Annotated in this window: 21 protein-coding genes; 19 read left to right on the top strand and 2 right to left on the bottom strand. The window is 66.2% G+C overall.

Features of this window, described 5'->3' with window-relative positions; translation table 11 throughout:
* Positions 1–236: 236 nt before the first annotated feature.
* Positions 237–2,129: an aldehyde ferredoxin oxidoreductase family protein gene (locus VGL40_03460; GenBank protein ID HEY3314327.1), complete on the bottom strand. Its 1,893-nt coding sequence runs from the start codon at positions 2,127–2,129 to the stop codon at positions 237–239.
* 188 nt (positions 2,130–2,317) lie between these two features.
* On the opposite strand from VGL40_03460, the gene VGL40_03465 reads away from it, so the two are divergent.
* The 12 genes from VGL40_03465 (at position 2,318) to VGL40_03520 (ending at position 12,033) form a co-directional block, all read left to right on the top strand.
* Entirely contained in the window at positions 2,318–3,163 is an 846-nt protein-coding gene (locus tag VGL40_03465; protein ID HEY3314328.1) for an ATP-dependent Clp protease proteolytic subunit, read from the top strand.
* Positions 3,164–3,280: 117 nt separating this feature from the next.
* Positions 3,281–3,898, top strand: coding sequence for a tetratricopeptide repeat protein (locus VGL40_03470; protein ID HEY3314329.1), 618 nt, complete (start codon positions 3,281–3,283; stop codon positions 3,896–3,898).
* Between the two features lie 111 nt (positions 3,899–4,009).
* On the top strand, positions 4,010–5,566 hold the full coding sequence (locus tag VGL40_03475; GenBank protein HEY3314330.1) for an amino acid permease: 1,557 nt from the start codon (positions 4,010–4,012) through the stop codon (positions 5,564–5,566).
* A gap of 108 nt (positions 5,567–5,674) precedes the next feature.
* Complete coding sequence (locus VGL40_03480) at positions 5,675–6,556, top strand: phosphate ABC transporter substrate-binding protein (protein ID HEY3314331.1); 882 nt, start codon at positions 5,675–5,677, stop codon at positions 6,554–6,556.
* A gap of 4 nt (positions 6,557–6,560) precedes the next feature.
* Entirely contained in the window at positions 6,561–7,463 is a 903-nt protein-coding gene (pstC, locus tag VGL40_03485) for a phosphate ABC transporter permease subunit PstC (protein ID HEY3314332.1), read from the top strand.
* Complete coding sequence (gene pstA / locus VGL40_03490) at positions 7,460–8,293, top strand: phosphate ABC transporter permease PstA (GenBank protein HEY3314333.1); 834 nt, start codon at positions 7,460–7,462, stop codon at positions 8,291–8,293. The genes pstC and pstA overlap by 4 nt, the downstream gene beginning before the upstream one ends.
* Before the next feature lie 17 nt (positions 8,294–8,310).
* A complete protein-coding gene (gene pstB, locus VGL40_03495; protein ID HEY3314334.1) occupies positions 8,311–9,078 on the top strand; it encodes a phosphate ABC transporter ATP-binding protein PstB in 768 nt (255 codons plus the stop codon).
* Positions 9,079–9,133: 55 nt separating this feature from the next.
* Positions 9,134–9,910, top strand: coding sequence for a phosphate ABC transporter ATP-binding protein PstB (pstB, locus tag VGL40_03500; protein ID HEY3314335.1), 777 nt, complete (start codon positions 9,134–9,136; stop codon positions 9,908–9,910).
* A 25-nt stretch (positions 9,911–9,935) separates the two neighbouring features.
* Entirely contained in the window at positions 9,936–10,595 is a 660-nt protein-coding gene (phoU, locus tag VGL40_03505; GenBank protein ID HEY3314336.1) for a phosphate signaling complex protein PhoU, read from the top strand.
* Positions 10,596–10,865: 270 nt separating this feature from the next.
* Positions 10,866–11,165, top strand: coding sequence for an alpha/beta-type small acid-soluble spore protein (locus tag VGL40_03510; GenBank protein ID HEY3314337.1), 300 nt, complete (start codon positions 10,866–10,868; stop codon positions 11,163–11,165).
* Positions 11,166–11,418: 253 nt separating this feature from the next.
* Entirely contained in the window at positions 11,419–11,769 is a 351-nt protein-coding gene (locus VGL40_03515) for a hypothetical protein (protein HEY3314338.1), read from the top strand.
* A 60-nt stretch (positions 11,770–11,829) separates the two neighbouring features.
* Positions 11,830–12,033: a hypothetical protein gene (locus tag VGL40_03520; protein HEY3314339.1), complete on the top strand. Its 204-nt coding sequence runs from the start codon at positions 11,830–11,832 to the stop codon at positions 12,031–12,033.
* Between the two features lie 95 nt (positions 12,034–12,128).
* On the opposite strand, the gene VGL40_03525 is transcribed toward VGL40_03520, so the two are convergent.
* On the bottom strand, positions 12,129–12,581 hold the full coding sequence (locus VGL40_03525) for a hypothetical protein (protein HEY3314340.1): 453 nt from the start codon (positions 12,579–12,581) through the stop codon (positions 12,129–12,131).
* A 215-nt stretch (positions 12,582–12,796) separates the two neighbouring features.
* On the opposite strand from VGL40_03525, the gene VGL40_03530 reads away from it, so the two are divergent.
* From VGL40_03530 to VGL40_03560, 7 genes are all read left to right on the top strand, one after another.
* Entirely contained in the window at positions 12,797–13,435 is a 639-nt protein-coding gene (locus VGL40_03530) for a site-2 protease family protein (protein HEY3314341.1), read from the top strand.
* A 52-nt stretch (positions 13,436–13,487) separates the two neighbouring features.
* Positions 13,488–14,468 carry a tryptophan--tRNA ligase gene (gene trpS, locus VGL40_03535; protein HEY3314342.1) on the top strand — a complete coding sequence of 327 codons (981 nt, stop codon included), beginning with the start codon at positions 13,488–13,490 and terminating at the stop codon, positions 14,466–14,468.
* A gap of 81 nt (positions 14,469–14,549) precedes the next feature.
* Positions 14,550–15,335, top strand: coding sequence for a segregation/condensation protein A (locus VGL40_03540; GenBank protein HEY3314343.1), 786 nt, complete (start codon positions 14,550–14,552; stop codon positions 15,333–15,335).
* On the top strand, positions 15,332–15,961 hold the full coding sequence (gene scpB / locus VGL40_03545; protein ID HEY3314344.1) for an SMC-Scp complex subunit ScpB: 630 nt from the start codon (positions 15,332–15,334) through the stop codon (positions 15,959–15,961). Before VGL40_03540 ends, scpB begins: the two co-directional genes overlap by 4 nt.
* Positions 15,962–16,036: 75 nt before the next feature.
* Positions 16,037–16,651, top strand: coding sequence for a DUF2953 domain-containing protein (locus VGL40_03550; protein ID HEY3314345.1), 615 nt, complete (start codon positions 16,037–16,039; stop codon positions 16,649–16,651).
* Between the two features lie 3 nt (positions 16,652–16,654).
* Complete coding sequence (ytfJ, locus tag VGL40_03555) at positions 16,655–17,194, top strand: GerW family sporulation protein (protein HEY3314346.1); 540 nt, start codon at positions 16,655–16,657, stop codon at positions 17,192–17,194.
* Between the two features lie 17 nt (positions 17,195–17,211).
* Complete coding sequence (locus tag VGL40_03560; protein ID HEY3314347.1) at positions 17,212–18,537, top strand: D-alanyl-D-alanine carboxypeptidase family protein; 1,326 nt, start codon at positions 17,212–17,214, stop codon at positions 18,535–18,537.
* The last annotated feature ends 82 nt before the right edge of the window (positions 18,538–18,619 follow it).

Consider the following 18,619-nt stretch of genomic DNA (forward strand, 5'->3'; position numbering starts at 1 on the left):
GCCGACAAGATCGTCCGGGAGGGCCGGACGGATCTGGTGGCCGTGGGGCGCGGGTTGCTGGCCGACCCCAGCTGGGGTCGGCGGGCGAGGGAAGCCCTTCAGGCCGGATGACGATTGACGGTCTGATCGTCGCGTCTGGAATAACTCGACGTCTGGAATAGCGACCCGGGCCTCGCGCGGAGCGGGGCCCGGGTCCTTGCTTCAAGCCGTAGCGTGGTGCAGGCTTGTCCTCTTCTTCAGGTGACCGGGTGCAATTCCTGGTGTCGTTCCATCGCCGCCGGGTGACCGTGAAGGTCGTCGGCGATGTCTTCGAGGCCCAGGGCGAGCAGCCGTTCGCGGCTCGGCTTGCCGGTCTCGAGGTCCCAGTCCATGGCCTCATAGTAGTCCTCGACCAGCCGGTCGATGTCGACCGTCAGCCCGGCCAGCGGCCCGCGGGCCAGCGGCGGCCGGCCGAAGACGCGATCGGGGGCCTTCCAACGGCGGGGGTTGACCCCCTCCCGGAGGTCGAAGGCCTGGCGGATGGTCTCCGTCCGCTCGCCGATGGTGAGCAACTCGCCGATGTTCCAGTCGCGGCCGGTGACGGCGGTCAGGAAGGCCGGGATGGAGTGATAGTCGATGCTCCAGAAGGAGAACTCGCAGCAGCCGATGGAGTTGACCACGTGAAGGAGGTTGGACATGGCCCGGTGGTCCTGGCCGCGCCCGGCATAGTTGCGCCGGTCCCGCTCAGGGAGATCGAAGCCCGGCGGGACCAGCCCCTCGGAACCCTGGGTATGGCGGGCCGGGGTCGGGTCGGTCAGGTAGGTGGTGCCCATCGCCGGGTCGAAGCGTGGGTCGTGCATCGGCACCTCCTGGCCGCCGATCTGCACGGCGTAAGCCTCGGCGCCACGGCCGATCTTCTCGGCCGCCCGCTTGGTTCCATCGGCCAGGACGTCGCCGAATCCTTCCCGCCGGGCGGTCTTCCCGATGAGCTCCACGATGGCCTCGTGGTTGCCCCAGCGGAGTTCGAGACCGTCGGTCTCGTGCCGGTCGATGATCCCGTGCTCGAAGAGGTCGATGGCGAAGGCGATGGTGCTGCCGGTGGAGATGGTGTCCAGACCGAACCGGTTGCAGAGGTGGTTGGCCATGATGATCGACTCGAGGTTGTCGTTACCGCACATGGTCCCGAAGGCCCCGATGGTCTCATACTCGGGCTTGTGGGTCTGGTCGACCTTGTAGGGGCCGGAGGACACGGAGACGATGCCGCCGCAGCCGATCGGGCAGCGATAGCAGCCGTAGCCCTTGATCTCCAGCTCGTGCATGGCGTCCCCGCCGATCTTGGCTGCCCCCGGGAAGGCCTCCAGACCCGCGTCGGACCAGTTACGGACGGGGGTATCCCCGCCGGCGACCAGCCCCTCGAGGACACCCGAGGTCCCGAAGTTATGAAGAGTGTCGTAAAGCGGCCCGGCCAACCGCGGTAGGTAGAACTGGCGCAGTTCCTGGGCCTTCTCCGGGTCGGCCAGGGGGATCTTGTGCCGGCCGCGGGCGGCCACCGCCTTGAGGTTCTTCGACCCCATCACCGCCCCGAGCCCCGACCGTCCGGCGGCCCGCCCGAGGTCATTGATGATGCAGGCGATCAAGGACTTCTTCTCGCCGGCCGGTCCGATGCAGGCGACGGCCGTGTCCTTGCCCATCCGCTCGCGGATGATCCCCTCCGTGTCGTGGGTGTCGAGTCCCCACAACTCGCCGGCGTCGCGCACCTCTGCCTGGCCGTCATCGATGGCCAGGTAGACTGGGCTCGAGGAGCGTCCGGTGACGATCACCCCGTCGTAGCCGGCCATCTTGAGGAAGGGGCCGAAGTCGCCGCCGCTGTTGGCGTCGCCCCATCCCCCGGTGAGCGGAGACTTGCCGACCGCCTCGTAGCGCGACCCGACGATGGCCGGGGTGCCGGTGAGCGGCCCGGTGATGAGCCCGAGGACGTTCTCGGGCCCGAGCGCGTCGGCTCCCGCCGGGACCAGGTCATACAACAGTCGGGCCCCGATGCCGTAGCCCCCCAGCCACTTCAAGAGAAAATCGTCATCAAGAGGCTTATCCTCAGTCCTGTGGTTCTCCAGATCGACGTAGAGGAGCTTCCCCATGTATCCTCCGTCCAAGAGCTAAACACCCCCCCAAAGAAATGCCGCCGAGACCGGGACGCGTGGAGTAACTGGATGTATTCTGTCACAGCCCGCTGGCAACGTATTCCGCCGGCGTGGCTTGGGCGTATGCGGGCGGGCGGTGGGGGACAATGAGGGCGGGACGGCGCACGGGTAGGGTCGCCGGCCAAAAGGGGGATTCGTCATTGGCCTCGACGTCGTGGAGCAACATCATCTGGATCGCCCTGATCATCTGGACTTTCCTGAACCCGTGGCTGCGCCAGCGGGCCATCGGGACGGCCCGTTTCCGGGCCCTCCGGCGGCTGGAGGTCAGGCGGGGAACGAGGGTCATCACCCTGATCCACCGGCAAGAAGCCCTGAGCCTGTTCGGGATTCAATTGGCCAAGTTCATCGACATCGAGGATTCCGAGGCCGTCCTCCGGGCCATCCGGCTGACCCCGGAAGACATGCCCATCGACATCATCCTCCACACGCCGGGGGGCTTGGTCCTGGCCGCCGAGCAGATCGCCCTGGCCGTCCAGAAGCATAAGGGCAAGGTCACCTGCCTCGTCCCTCACTACGCGATGTCCGGCGGGACCCTGTTGGCCCTGGCCGCCGATGAGATCATGATGGACGAGAACGCCGTCCTCGGCCCGGTCGATCCGCAGATCGGCGAGTACCCGGCGGCCTCGATCCTCGAAGTGACCAGGATCAAGAAGACCGACGAAATCGACGACAAGACCTTGATCCTGGCCGATGTCTCGAAGAAGGCGATGCGGCAGGTCAAAGAGGCCGTGACCGACCTGCTCAAGAAGAAGCGACCGGCCGACGAGGCCGAGCGGATCGCCGACGAATTGACCAAGGGTCAGTGGACGCACGACTATCCGATCACCTTCGAGAAGCTTCAGGCCATGGGCCTGCCGGTCCAGGTCGGCCTGCCGGTCGAGGTCTACGAGATGATGGACCTCTATCCGCAACCGGCCACGAGGCGCCCCTCCGTTCAGTACGTGCCGATCCCTTACGACGGCGCGGAGCGGGGGAAGAAGAAGTGATGGGAAGGCCCCGCCGGCGCCTGAGCAAATTAAACTTAGATTAGTAAATCCTGCAACTAATGCTCAAAGAGTCCGGCCTATGCTAGAATGGAGTCGTAGTTTGCGGGGGGTGTCACAATGTCCAAACGCGATCGCCATCGTGCCAGACAGGCCGGCCAGACCGCGCGTAGCGGGCCGCGCCGTGATAACTTGACCAACGTCTTCATGATCGTCGTCGGGTTGCTGGTGGCCGTCGGGCTCGGAGTGGTCATCGGCATCGGGGTGAGCGGGCGGGGTGGCTCGGCGGCCCGTCCGGGGACTTCGGGCTCGCCTTCCGGCTCCAACGGCGCGCCGGCTGGGGCGGCCGCTCTCGAGGCCCGGCTCCAGCAGAACCCGTCCGACCTGGAGGCCCTGACCTCGCTGGGCAACGTCTATTACGCCGCCGGGGACTATGTCAAGGCAATCAGCTATTATGAGCAGGCGGTATCCCTGAAGCCGGGCGACCTGGCCGTCGTGACCGACCTGGGCACGGCCTACTACTACTCGGGCAACTCCGACGCCGCCCTGCAGAAGTACGACCAGGTCCTGAAGGTCGACCCGAAGTATCAGAACGCCCTGTATAACCGGGTGGTCGTCCTGCTCAACGGGAAGAAGGACAAGGCCGGAGCAGCCGCTGCCATCCAGCAATACCTGGCCGCCTACCCGACCGGGAGCCAGGCCGACGAGGTCAAGAAGATGCTGGAGCAGACGAAGTAGGGGGGACGCCAGTCGTCCCCGCAGAAGCCGCAAATCGAGAACCATGAGGCCCGCCTCGCTCGAGGCGGGCCAGTTGTTTACCGGTGCGTCCCCGGGGCAAGATTAAGGGATATGAAACGGGTAGAGACGGTCGAGTTCACTCAGAAGGAAGAGAAACAGGGTCTGCGCCGGGCCATCGGCACCTGGGGCTCGTTCACCTGGGGCTACGCCGATGTCGGGGCCGACGTCTACGTGGCCCTCGGTCTGGTCATGGGGGCGGCCCACGGCGGCACGCCGGCGGCCTTCGCCATGACCGGCCTGATCTATGTGTTCATCGGGTTGGCCTACACGGAACTGGCGGCGACCTACCCGGTGGCCGGCGGCGGCCACTATTACACCTTACGGGGGCTGGGCGACTTTCTTGGGTTTACCTCGGGCTGGGCGCTCCTCCTCGACTTCACCATTGACGTCTCGCTCTTTGCCCTGTCGGCGGCCGGCTACGTCAACTTCTTCTTCCCGGCTCTTCAGAAGCAGCCGTGGCTGGCCATCGAGGCCGTCCTGGGGATCGGCTTCCTGATCTTCCTGAACCTTCGGGGAATCCGCGAGTCCTCGAGGATGAACGAGATCTTCTGCGCCGCCGATATGGTCAACGAATCGGTCATCATCCTCTTCGGCTTCCTCTTTGCCTTCAACCCCGACTTCTTCACCTATCAGTTCGTCAACCAGTTTCCGTCCCGTCATGACTTCCTCTACGGGGCTTCCATCGCCATCATCTCCTTCGTCGGCTTGGAGTCCATCTCCCAAGCCGCCGAGGAGACCCTCCGGCCGGCGACCATCGTTCCCCGGACCTCCCTGGCCCTGATCTTCACCGTCCTCATCTACGCCCTCAGCTTCTCCATCCTCAGCCTGGGCATCTTGCCCTGGCAGGTGATCGCCGCCAATCAGGGCGATCCGGTGGCGGTCTTGGCCAAGCATATTCCGATCATCGGCTTCATCGCCGGGCCATTCACCGCCATCTTGGCGGCGACCCTCGTCTTCGCCTCGGCCAACACCGGGGTCATGGGCTACTCCCGGATCACTTGGTCGATGAGCAACTTTCGCCTGCTCCCAAAGTGGTTCTCGGCCGTCCACCCGGTCCACCAGACGCCGTACCGGACGATCCTGGTCTTCTCAATGATCGCCATCGCCGAGGTCATCCTGGCCTCGCTGTCGGCCAACGCCTATGACACCCTCGGCAACATGTACGCCTTCGGCGCCGTGACCGGCTATATCTTGGTCCTCATCTCCCTAATCCGGCTGCGCTTCGCCGACCCCTTCTCGCCCCGGCCGTACAAGGTGCCGATCAACTTCAAGACCAAGTTCCGAGGGCATGTCGTCGACGTGCCGATCATGGGCTTCCTGGGCTTGGCCGGGAGCATCTTCATCTGGGCCCTGGTGGTGGCGACCCACGCCATCGGGCGGATCGCCGGGCCGGCCTGGATCCTTTTGGGCTATGTGGCGTACTTTGTTTTTCGACGCCGCGAAGGGCTGCCGGCTTTCGGCAATGTCAAGAGAGACTGGGAAGGCGAGCAGATCCGGGTTCTCACCGACGCCGGCGAACAGACCATTCTCGATCAGTACAAGGCGGCCCTCGAGCGGAGAGACCGCCTTCTGGCAGAAGAAACGGAAGCCACAAAGGAAAAACGGTGAAGCAGGTCGAAAGTAAGAACCCGCGCCAGGGGTGCGGGCTTATTGTCATTTTGGGGAGCTTATGACCAGGTAGGCCCGGCCACAAAGAAGGGTCCACCGCGGACCCCGTTGTCGAAAGGACTGCTCATCCAGATGCTCTTCTCCGATCGGATCAGGTGGGCCGGGCGAGCGGCGGCGGCATCGGCCATCGTGGCCCTGGCCATCACCCTGCTCATCGCCGGGGCGGGCTGCCGCCGGACGCCGAGAGTGGGGGCCTCGATCACCGCGGCCGGCTCGACTTCGGTCCAGCCCTTCGCGGAGTTCCTGGCCGAGTCGTACATGGCAGGCGGGGGCGCCCCGCCCATCAACGTCCAGGGCGGCGGTTCGAGTGCCGGGATCCAGGCGGCCATCGAAGGGGCGGCCCAGATCGGGATGTCTTCCCGTGACTTGAAGCCCGATGAGAAGGCGGTTTTGAAGGAGTACATCATCGCCCACGACGCCATCGCCATCATCGTCAACCCCCAGAACCCGGTCGAGGCCTTGACCAAGGCTCAGGTGCGGGCGGTCTTCTCGGGGACGGTGACCAACTGGAAGCAATTCGGCGGGCCCGACCGCGCCATCACCGTGATCAGCCGCGAGGAGGGCTCGGGGACCCGCAGCTCGTTTGACGAAGGGGTCCTTAAGGAGGTCGCCCTGACGCCGTCGGCCCTTGTCCAGGACTCCAATGGGTCGGTCCGGGAGACGGTGGCCGGCGACCGCAACGCCATCGGCTACCTTTCACTGGGGCTGGTCGACAGCCGGGTCAAGGCCGTCTCGCTGGACGGTGTCCAGCCGACCCTGCAGACCGCCAGGAGCAAGCAATACCCGCTGGTCCGCCCGTTCCTCTTCTTGACCAAGGGCGATCCGCCGGAGGGAGTCAGGCGCTTCCTCGACTACGTCCTGGGCTCGGAAGGCCAGACCATCCTGCTGAAAGAGGGACTCGTCCCGGCCAACCCGGCCATCGGAGGTTAGCTTGTTGAAGGAACAGGTACTGACCAGGAAGCGCCGTCCGGGACTAAGCGAGAAGGGCGTCGAGCGGGTCCTCACGGCCATCGCCTTTTCGTCCATCGCCGTCTTGGCCCTGATCACGGTGTTCATCTTTGTCGGCGGCATCCCGGCCATCGCCAAGACCGGACTGTGGTCGTTCGTCTCCGGACACCGGTGGGCCCCATCGCGGCAGGCCTTCGGGATCTTTCCGATGATCGTCGGGTCGCTCTACGTCACCGTCGGCGCCCTGATCATCGGAGTGCCGCTGTCATTGGCCGGGGCGGTCTTCCTGTCCGAGGTGGCGCCGCCCAACGTCGCCCGGGTGGTCAAGCCGGCCATCGAGCTGTTGGCCGGGATCCCCTCGGTGATCTATGGGTTCATCGGGCTGGTCATCCTGGTGCCGCTGATCCGTGACCATCTCGGCGGCCCCGGGTTTTCCGTCCTGGCCTCGTCGATCGTCCTCGGGATCATGATCCTGCCGACGGTCATCAGCATCTCCTACGACTCCCTCAAGGCCGTGCCCGCTTACTACCGGGACGGCTCGACGGCTCTCGGGGCGACCAAGTGGCAGACCATCTACATGGTTCTCCTGCCGGCCGCCCGATCGGGCATCCTGGCCGGCGTCATCCTGGGGATGGGGCGGGCCATCGGCGAGACGATGGCCGTGATCATGGTCGCCGGCAACGCCACCCAGGTGCCCGGCTCGCTGTTGGCTCCGGTCCGGACCCTGACCAGCAACATCGCCCTGGAGATGGGCTACGCCGCCGGCTTACACCGGCAGGCCCTCTTCGGGACCGGGGTGATCCTCTTCGTGATCATCATGATCCTTTCGATCCTGGCCAGCCTGACGACGCCGGCTAAGGGCCGGGCGAGGCGGGGGGCAGCCCGATGAATCGCCCTGTCGTAGCCAACCGAACGGCCGTCGCCATCCTCTGGGGCAGCGCCGCCGTCACCCTCGGGATCCTCGTCTTCATCATCGGCTTCATCCTGGTCCGCGGACTGCCCGTCCTCTCCTGGCCGTTCATCAGCGAGTCACCGCGGGAGATGGGCCGGACCGGCGGGATCCTGCCGACCATCGTCGGGACGGCCGCCCTGACCATCCTGGCCGTGGCCGTCGCCACACCGCTGGGCGTGGGTACGGCCATCTACCTGACCGAGTACACCCGCCCCGGGCCGGCCACCAAGATCGTCCGCTTCGGGGCCGAGAGCCTGGCCGGGATTCCGTCGATCATCTTCGGGCTCTTCGGATTCATCTTTTTCGTCATCTACCTGGGGCTCGGTTGGTCGATCCTGTCCGGGGCGCTGACCCTGGCGGCGATGATCCTGCCAACGATCATCCGCACCTCGGAGGAGGCCATCAAGGCGGTCCCCGACTCTTACCGCGAGATCAGCTATGCCCTGGGCGGGACGAAGTGGCAAACGGTCACCCGGTCGGTCCTGCCATCGGCTCTGCCGGGCATCCTGACCGGGGTGATGCTCGGCATGGGGAGGAGCATCGGGGAGACGGCGGCCGTCATCTTCACCGCCGGCTCGTCGCTTCGCCTCCCGACCTCCCTTTTCGACCCGGTCCGGACGATGTCGGTCCACTTTTACATCCTTGCCCGCGAGGGCATCTCGATGCCCAACGCCTACGGTACCGCGGCCATCCTGGTCCTCTCGATCCTGGCCATCAACTTCGTGGCCTACTGGCTTCTGCAGCGGTTCATCGCCAGGCACTCATGACCCCTTAAGGAGCCACCATGCCCAGAGCGGGAGAACCCAAGCTTTCAGCGCGAGGACTGAGTTTCTTCTACGGCGACGTGCAGGCCCTGAAGGATGTCTCGCTCGACGTCGAGCCGAACGACCTCCTGACCATCATGGGCCCGACCGGGAGCGGGAAAACGACCCTCCTGCGGACCTTCAACCGGCTCAATGACACGGTCCCGGGGACCAAGCGGACCGGTCAGGTCGCCCTCGACGGCCTTGACGTCTACGGGGGCGGGGCCGACCCGGCCGAGGTCAGAAGGCGGGTGGGGATGGTCTTCGCCTTGCCCGTGCCCCTGCCCCTATCGATCTACGACAACGTGGCCTACGGGCCCCGCCTGCACGGAGTGTCCGGACGGGCCCGGCTCGACGAGATTGTCGAGAAGGGCCTCCGCGACGCGATCCTCTGGGATGAGGTTAAGGACCGCCTGGGCGACTCGGCCCTCCGCCTTTCCGGCGGCCAACAGCAGCGGCTGTCCATCGCCAGGGTCCTGGCCGTCGAACCGGAGGTCATCCTCCTCGACGAGCCGACCTCGGGCCTCGACCCCATCTCCACCCTGCGCATCGAGGAACTTCTCAAGCAGCTGCGGGATACCTACACCATCGTCCTGGTGACCCACAATCCGCAGCAGGCCGCCCGGGTGGGGGACCGCGTGGCTTTCTTCTACCTCGGCGAACTGGTCGAATTCGGGCCGAGTCAGAGGCTCTTCACGCGGCCGCGTGACCGGCGGACGGAGGACTACATCTCCGGCCGCTTCGGCTAGCCTGATCCACGGCGGCCGGGCCGCCCGACCACCCGACTAAGGAGGGTCGCGAGTCTTGCCAACCACCGAGCACGACGGGCTCAGCCCGAAGATCGCCGTCCGCCAGCTGAGCCTGTTCTATGGGCGGCACCACGCCCTGCACCAGGTGTCCCTGACTTTCTACGCCCATCGGATCACGGCCATCATCGGTCCGTCGGGCTGCGGCAAGTCGACCCTCCTGCGCTGCCTGAACCGGATGAATGACGCCCTCCCGGGGATCAGGATCGAGGGCGAGGTGCTCCTGGACGGGCACGACATCTACTCGCGCAAGCAAGACCTGATTAAGCTCAGGAAGACGGTGGGGATGGTCTTCCAGCGGCCCAACGTCTTTCCGCTGTCGGTCTTCGATAACGTAGCCTACGGCCCCAGGGTCCACGGGCTGAAGAACCGGGCCCGTTTGTCCGAAATAGTGGAAAGAAGCCTTGCCGCGGTGGGGCTGTGGGGCGAGCTGAGGGACCGCCTGGGCGCCCCGGCCCTCGATCTGTCCCTCGGCAACCGCCAGCTCCTATGCATCGCTCGTCTGGTCGCCGTCGAGCCGGAAGTCATCCTCCTCGACGAGCCGGCCTCCGCCCTGGACCCCATCTCCACGCTCAGGATCGAGGAACTCATGAAGGAGCTCCGGAAGGAATACACGATAGTCATCGTCACTCATAACATGCAGCAGGCCGCCCGCGCCTCCGACCGGACCGTCTTCATGCTGAGCGGGGACTTGGTCGAACACGGGGAGACCGATCAGATCTTCACCAACCCGCGCGACCAGCGGACCGAGCGTTATGTCACCGGGAAGCTATAAGAGACTGTCCAAGGGGGTAGTACTCGTGTCGGTCAGGGAAAGCTTCGATCGTGAGTTGCAGGTCCTCCAGAAAGACCTCCTGAAGATGGGGATGGTCGCCGAGGACATGGTCCATAAGTCCCTGCAGGCCCTGGCCAATCGGGACGTGGCCTTGGCCGACGCGGTGATGAGCATGGACGATGAGGTCGACCGGTTGAACCTGGAGATCGAGTCCAAGTGCCTGCGGCTGATCGCCCTCCAGCAGCCGATGGCCAAGGACCTCCGGACCATCGCCGCGGCGATGAAGATCATCACCGACGTCGAACGGGTCGGCGACTACGCCGTGGACATCGCCAAAGAGGCCGTCAAGCTGGCCGACAGGCCGTTGTTCAAACCCCTCATCGACATCCCGAAAATGGCCGAGCTGGTGCAGAAGATGCTTCGCGAGAGCCTCGAGGGGTTCGTCACCCGAGACCTCAACCTGATTCACCAGATGATCAGGGACGACGACGGGGTGGACCACCTCTTCAAGAGTCTCTTCGAGGAACTCATCCAGTTCATGGAGAGGGACTCGAGCCTGGTCTTCCAGGCCGTCCACCTGCTCATGATCACGCGGTGTCTGGAGCGGATCGCCGACCACATCACCAACATGGGCGAGAGGGTCATCTACATGGAGACGGGGGAGATCAAGGAGCTGCACGCTTGACCACAGCGGCCATCGCCGGCCGATGAACCTAGGCTAAGCAGTTGGGCCCATGGACCCGGCGGCGCCACGGCGCCGACCGGGTCCATATCCTGTTACCATAACGCAGGCCGGAAACTGGTCGAAAATGCCTGCACAAGTAGGGTTTCGCCGCTATCCCTGCCAAAAGATTCATGGTATGCCACCGTCGGGCGGGGTGAACCATAGCCTTAGAACGAAAGGAAAGTGAGGTGACGACTAATGGGTACTGGTTCCAGGAGTAACAAAGCCCTCGTGCAGCAGGCTCGGCCGGCCCTCGACAACTTCAAGTATCAGGTGGCCAGCCAGATCGGGGTCAATCCGCCGCAGGACGGATACTGGGGCGACCTTCCGGCCCGTCAGTGCGGCGCGGTAGGCGGCCACATGGTCCGGAACATGATCCAGTTGGCTGAGCAAAGCCTGGCTGGCGGCACTGGAGGAGGCATCTTCGCCGGTGGCGCTGGTGGCGCCGGTGGCGCAGGCGGCACGGTAGGCGGCACCGTCCGCGGCACGACCGCCGGCGGAACGACTGGTGGGACGACCACTCGGCGGTAAGCAACCGTCCGTAACCGCTTCAGCAAGGAAACAGGAGAGCAGAGACTGCTCTCCTTTGTTTCATAGGGCGGCGGTCAGGCGAACCGTCCCGGGCGGCGACAGGGGCCCGGATGGGCGGTCGATCAGGCGGACGACTTGTCGGGGAGTGGGGGTGACTTGACCACCGCGGTCGGGAGAGGTTATGATTTCGACGAAGCCATCTGGGTGATGCCCCGCACCGGCCGGACTTGTGCCTCCGGAGGGAAGGGTTGCCTTGCGTCGAGCCAACCTCGAGGAACTGGGCCGGACGGTGGCCGGGCTCTCGGGCCAGGTCCAGCGGCTCACCGAAGCCATGACCGCGCGGCGTCTGCCCCCGGGCGACGCCCTTCTGGCCGCCTTCCGCCTGGAGCGCGCGACCCTGACTCTGGCCAGGCGCCTGCGGGCCGTCCCCGACCCGGGCGACCCGGCCGCCGCCCGCCTGCTGGCCGCGGCTGAGGAAACGTCGGCCCTGCTGACCGAGGCGGTCAGGAGAGTCAGGGCGGAAGTCGCGGCTGGGGCAGGCGCGGGGGCCGCCGCTGGGCCCGCGCCGGTCGCGCCCGTTAAGGACGGCCCGGAGCGGGGATAATAAGCCTCGTCACAAGACTACCCGGACGGCCGTCCGGGGCGACGAGGAGGGACCGATGGCATGGCCCGCAGGCGAAAACCAATGGTTGAGGGGTCGCAGGGATTCCTCGACGACCTCCGCCAGGCGACTCTGAGGGAACTGGGCCGACCGATTCCCGAGGCCAGACGGCGTTACCGGTCGGTCGACGGGACGGCGGTGAACCGGATGCGCGAAGCCGCCGACCGGGTGGTCGAGCGTCACCGCCGGCCTAAGTCCGGAGAATAGACGGGGAGCAGAGCTTTTCGGCGCTGCTCCCCGTTTCTTCTTCGAGGCTTCTTGGCGAGGCGGCGGTGGTTCGGAACCCACCGGCCTTGCCGGGATTAGGTGGTCGGGGCGGGCAGGCCTTTGACTGAGATCAGCCCGGTGTTGGCGTCCATGGCATGGCAGGAGTTGCAGTAACCATGGAGCTTGGGCCCAAAGTTCTGGGAGTTGAGATGGGCCTTGTGCAGGAACGTCCGGAAGGGCTTGGCCCCGCTCTTCCCCGCTCCGCCGTGGCACACGACACAGTCCTTGACCGTGGCCGTCGCGCTCACGGCCGGGTGACTGGGGTTGGCCTTCTTGGCCTCCGCGGCCAGGGTGTAGTCTTTGTCGGCCTCTTTTTTGTGGCAGTCTGAACAGCCGTTGGGGGCGACGTCCGGGGGCGGAATCTGGACAACCGGTTTCTCGACCACCTTTTCCTGAGGCGCGGCCTGCTTGCAGGCACCGGCGAGGAGCGCCAGGGCGGCCAGGCACACGAACAACAGGATCAGGCGACGAAGGTCTCGTTTCTTCATCGGCCTCCTCCTTCGCAATGGGTGGTTTGGCAGCGCGTCACGTCTAGTATGGCCCTGACAAGGCGGATTATGACGGACGGACTCGCGCCGCGGGCGGCTTCCGGGACAGGCCGGGCTCGCTGGCTTTTGCCCCGCAGGCCTTTGTGTTATAATCTTTCTAGCCATTGGGGGCTCGCCGACACGGGGCCCCTAGTTTTCGGTCAAGGGGGCTATCAATGGCCCGTTTGTTGGACATCAGGACGCTCGCGCTGACCATCCCCGGCCTGCTCATCGCGTTCAGTTTCCACGAGTACGCCCACGCCCGTGCGGCGACGGCCCTGGGCGACGATACGCCTCGTTTGGCCGGGCGTTTGACCCTCGACCCGATGGCCCATCTGGACCCCATCGGCATTCTGCTGTTGCTGGTGGCCGGGTTCGGCTGGGCCAAGCCGGTACCAATCAATCCCTTGCGCCTGCGCGGGAACATGCGCCGGAGTTCGATGCTGGTGGCCCTGGCCGGCCCGGCGACCAATCTCGTCCTGGCCTTCGTCTTCTATCTTCTGACCGGGATCGTCATCCGGGTCGCCCCGAACCTGTCTCCGAACGTCCATGACCTATTGGTCCTGGCTGCGGGACTCAACGTGGCCCTGGCCGTCTTCAACCTCCTCCCGATCCCGCCCCTCGACGGCTCCTGGGTCCTGCGGGCCCTCCTCCCCTGGGAGGCGGCCCGCCGCTATGATGAACTGCAGCGGATGGGGCCGGTCCTGCTGCTGATCCTGGTGGCCACCGGGGGCGTTTCGCTGATCCTGTCGCCCGCGGTGTCCTTTGTCAACAGTCTGATCGCTACGGCCGCCTTCGCCATCGCCTGGCTCTAAAGGTGGGAGCCGACGCCGCGCGGCCCCGGCGACCCCGAAAGGATTGGTGACCTTGGCCAAACCGAGAATCATGAGCGGCATGCGCCCGACCGGCAAGCTCCACCTGGGGAACTACCTCGGGGCCCTGGAGAACTGGGTCAGGCTTCAGGACGACTATGACTGCTTCTTCTGCATCGTCGACTGGCACGCCCTGACCACGGGCTACGAGGACACCTCGGCGATTCGGGACAACGTCAGAGAGATGGCCGTGGATTGGCTGACGGCCGGGTTGGACCCGGAGAGGAGCACGTTCTACGTGCAATCGCGGGTCAAGGAGATCGCCGAACTACACCTCCTTCTGTCGATGGTGACCCCAGTCTCGTGGCTGGAGCGCGTCCCGAGCTATAAGGACCAGCTGCAGCAGCTGGCCCAGAAGGACATCAACACTTACGGATTCCTCGGCTACCCGCTCCTGCAGACGGCCGACATCGTCGTCTTCAAGGGCAATTTCGTCCCGGTCGGTGAGGATCAGCTGCCCCATTTAGAGCTGGCCAGGGAGGTCGTCCGCCGCTTCAACAACTTCTACGGCCAGATCTTCCCCGAGCCGCAGGCCAAGTTGAACCAGGTGACCATGCTCCCCGGCATCGACGGGCGGAAGATGAGCAAGAGCTACGGCAACGACATCCTGATGTCGGCCTCGAACCAGGAGATCAAGGCTCGGGTCGACCAGATGGTCACCGACCCAGCCCGGATCCACAAGAGCGATCCGGGACACCCCGATGTCTGCACGGTCTACCGCTTTCACAAGGCCTTAAGCCCCGGGGAAGGGCCGCAGATCGAGGTCGACTGCAAAGCGGGAAGGATCGGCTGCGTACAATGTAAGCGGAACCTGTCGAGCCGGTTGCAGGCGGTGATGACCCCGCTCCAGGAACGCCGGCGGGCCTTCACAGAGGTGCCGGGGCGGGTCGACGAGATCCTCGAAGCCGGCTCAAGCCGGGCCCGGGCCGTCGCCGAGAGGACGCTGGCCGAGGTCCGCGAGGCGATGGGGATCTGAGCGGCCGGTCCAGACGGCCCCGGGCGGAAAGAACCGACCGATCATCAGGGGCGGCCGGAAGCGGAGGAGGGCGGGTGGCCAGTGTTCGGCAGGGCCGATAGCGAGCCGCAGTACCAGCTGAAGCTACCCGTCTTCGAGGGGCCTTTGGACCTCCTTCTGCACTTGATCCAGAAGCAGGAGCTGAACATCTACGACATCCCCATCGCCGCCGTCACCGAGCAGTATGTGGCCTATCTGGCGACCATGCGGGAGCTGGATCTGGAGATCGCCAGCGAGTTCCTGGTCATGGCGGCCACCCTCTTGGCGCTCAAGGCCCGCCAACTGCTGCCGAAGCCGGAGAAGGCCGAACCGCTTGACGGCGAGGAGGAAGAGATCGACCCGCGCCAGGCCTTGGTGGACAGCCTCATCGAGTACCGGCGCTACAAGGAGGTCGCGGCGGCCCTCAGGGGGATGGAAGAGACTCAGGCCCTTCGGTTCTGGCGTCCGCCCGAGGAGGCCCAACCCGTGCCCCCCGGGCTCTCGCCGGAGGTGACCCTGGCCGACCTGGTGGCCGCCCTTCGTCAAGTGGCGGAGAGCCTGTCGCCGGAGGAACCGGCCCTGATCAAACGGGACGAGATCACCCTGCGCGATAAGATGAGGCAGCTCCTCCGGCGGTTGTCGCTGAGCCGGAAGGGGCTGAACTTCGGCCAAATCACCGGATCAAACCCGTCGCGGCTGAACGTGGTCGTCTCCTTCCTGGCCGTGCTCGAGTTGATCCGCCAACGGCGGGTCGTGGTCCAGCAACCGATGCCCTTCGGAGAGATGATCGTCTACTATCGGCCCCCGGACGCCCATGAGGCGGCGGTGGCGGGCGAGGTGTCATCGTGATCGAGCCGAATGTGAACGGCAAGGCCGCCCTCGAGGCTGTTCTCCTATCCGCCCCGGCGCCGGCCCGGTTGGCCGACTTGGCCGAGGCGCTGGAGGCCAAACCCGAGGAAGTCTCGATCCTCCTGGCCGAGTTGGCCGCCGAGTACGACCGAGACGGGCGCGGGTTCGCGGTTCAGGCCGTGGCCGGCGGATACCGTCTGGTGTCCAGACCGGCCTATGCCGGTTACGTCGTCCGCTATCTGAAACCCCAAGTCCTGCCCGGGCTGACCCCGGCGGCCCTGGAGACCCTGGCCATCGTGGCCTACCGGCAGCCGGTGACCAAAGTCGAGATCGAGGCCATCCGCGGCGTCCGCGTGGACAAACCCCTCAACACCCTCCTCGAGCGGGGAGTGATCAGGGAGCTCGGGCGCAAGGAGGGGATCGGACGCCCAATCCTCTATGGGACGACGTCGCTCTTCTTGGAGCATTTCGGACTGGGCAGCCTGGCCGATCTACCCGGGCTCGAAGAAGGCTCGGCCGAGCGGGCGGCGGTCGAAGCGGCGGCCTCGGCCCAGGGGGAGCCGGCCGAATCGCCGACCGACGCGGCACCATCGCCGGATGAGGCGGGGACTGGCCGGGACGTCTGAAGCCGTCGGATGATTCAAAGACCCGCCGGTCGGGTAGATTAGGGCCGCGGGAAACGGGGTGGGACCATCGCTTTCTTGGTCTGGGCCGCCGTCATCCTGGCGGCTCTTTTGCTTTTGCTCCGGCAGAACCTCGAAGTCAGGGTCCTCTACCGGGGACAAGGAGGCCACCAAGGTCTCGAGGTGACGGTGTCGGCCTTCGGCGGGCGGGCGCTCTATCAGTCGGCCCACCCAGTCAAGGCAGCCACACGGGGAGCGGCCGGCGCCGTCACCGGCGCGGCCGAATCGTGGTTCGATGTCCCTCATGCCCTGCGTCGGTGGGCCGAACAGATCACCAGGGCCGAGGCGGCCGTGTCTGACTACCAGGTCGTTGTCGACTACCTCCGGCGGAGGGTCGTCGCCAGGCGGATCGCCGCCGAGGTGACGGTCGGCACCGGCGAGGTCTTCTGGACCGGGGTGGCCACTGGTGCTGCCTGGGCGACCCTGGGTATCATCGGTTCGCGACTGCGCCGGATCGTCCCGGTGGGCCCGGCCCAGCCGGCGTTCAAGGTCGTGCCAAGCTATGAGCGACGGGCCTTTGAAGCCAGCCTGGACTGCATATTCACCGTCCGGACCGGCCATATTATTGGAGCCGTGGTGCGCGTTTGGCAAGCCGGAAGAAGGCGGCGCCTCACCCGGGTTAGGAGTGGATGAGTGGTGGCGGAACATCCCATCCAGGGCCTGATGCGAACGGCCATGGAGAGTATCAAGGAAATGGTCGACGTCAACACGATCGTCGGTGATCCCGTCCAGACCCAGGACGGACAGGTGATCGTCCCGGTCAGCCGGGTGGCCTTCGGTTTTGCCGCCGGCGGCGGGGACATGGCCGGCGGCGCCGGTCAGAGTCAGGGTCAGGGAGGCGGCGAAGAGGGCGATGAGTCGGGCGGCGGCGGCGAGGGCGGCGGACAGGGCCGGAACCCCTTCGCCGGCGGAAGTGGGGCCGGCGTTTCGATCCAGCCCATGGGCTTCCTGGTGGTCAGCAACCGGAACGTGCGGATGCTCTCCGTCGACGGCCGGGCGGTCTTCGACCGGCTGATCGATGTCGCCCCGCAGATGATCGGGGAATTGCGCGGTCTCTTCGGGGGAGCCGGGGACGGCCAGGGGCCGGCGATGGAAGCGGGGGGCGTCGAGGGCCGGCCGGTCGGAGAGGCCGCCGAGCCAACCAAGCGACGACAGGCCCGGGATTACCGGCTCTGAGGAACCTGCCACCGAACGTGAGAATCATCGATTTGTCTCGGCGCCGGATGGCCGCTGGCCGTCCGGCGCCTTACGCGGGGGGATGGAGAACGGCCGGCCGCCGGCGCCGCCTGGCCGTCATCGGGCCGGTCATCCTGCTCATCGCGGTGGTGGCCACGGTCCTCGCGGCCCCCTCGGCGGTTGATCAGCCTGGATGGGGCCGCGCCGCCGCCCTGCGGGCCGACCCAGTCATCCAGACCGTCCGGGAGGCCGCGGCCGAGCCGGAGGTCGGGGCTGCTTCGGCGGTCCTGATGGGGGCCGACAGTCGGCGGATCCTGTGGGAGAGGGACGGCGCGGCCCGCCGAGCCCCGGCCAGCACGACGAAGATCATGACCGCTCTAGTCGTTGCCGGGCTCGCCCAACCCGACCAGGAAGTGACGGCCTCAAGGCGGGCCGCGGCCACCCCTGGTTCGAGCATCTGGCTTGGGGAAGGGGAGACCCTGGACGTCGGGGACCTCCTCTATGGGCTCTTGTTGACCTCCGGCAACGACGCCGCGGTGGCCCTGGCCGAGCATGTGGCTGGGAGCGTCGAGGGGTTCGCGGTGCTGATGAACGCCAAGGCCCGGGAAATCGGGGCGGAGGAGACCAACTTCCGAAACCCGCACGGGCTTGACGAGCCGGGCCACTACACAACCGCCCGCGACCTGGCCCTGATCACCGCCGCGGCCCTCGAAGACCCGCTGCTGGCCAAGGTCGTCGCCACCAAGAAGGTCGAGATCGCCTGGCCGGGCCACAATGCCGAGCGGGTGCTGCGCAACAAGAACCGTCTACTGTGGGAGTACGACGGGGCCGATGGAGTCAAGACGGGCTTCACCGACTCGGCCGGGAAATGCCTCGTGGCCTCGGCGACTCGGAATGGGCTACAGCTCGTCGCGGTGGTCATGGGCAGCCCGGGCATCTGGGCCGACAGCCGGGCGCTCCTCGACTTCGGCTTTGCCACCTTCTCCCCGAAGGTGGTGGTCAGGCGCGGCGAGATCTTCCGGACCGCCCGAGTGGCCGGGGGGGATCGCGAGAGGCTGGCCCTGGCGGCCTCCGCCGACCTGGTCGTCCCGGTCCGGCGGGGCGAGGAAGGTGGGGTCGAGGTGGTCCAAGAAGGCGGCCTGCAGCTACGGGCGCCGATCAAGGCGGGCAGTCTTTGTGGGCGAGTCAGGGCGCTGGTGGACGGGGAGGAGGTCGGTTCGGTGATCTTGCTGGCCGCCGACGACGTCCGGGCCCAGACCGTCTACCGGTCCTTTTGGGGCAAGCTGTGGAGCCTCTTCCGAATGATGGTCAGGAACATCACCGCCGCGGCCCACCGGCGGTAGGCGCGGAAGTAGACCGCCGCGCCACAACGGGCGTCGGCGATGGGCATCCTAGGTTCGAGGGGGTTGACCATGAGAACGCTGT

Source organism: Bacillota bacterium (assembly GCA_036504675.1).
Taxonomy (GTDB): domain Bacteria; phylum Bacillota; class Sulfobacillia; order JAJYWN01; family JAJZPE01; genus DASXUT01.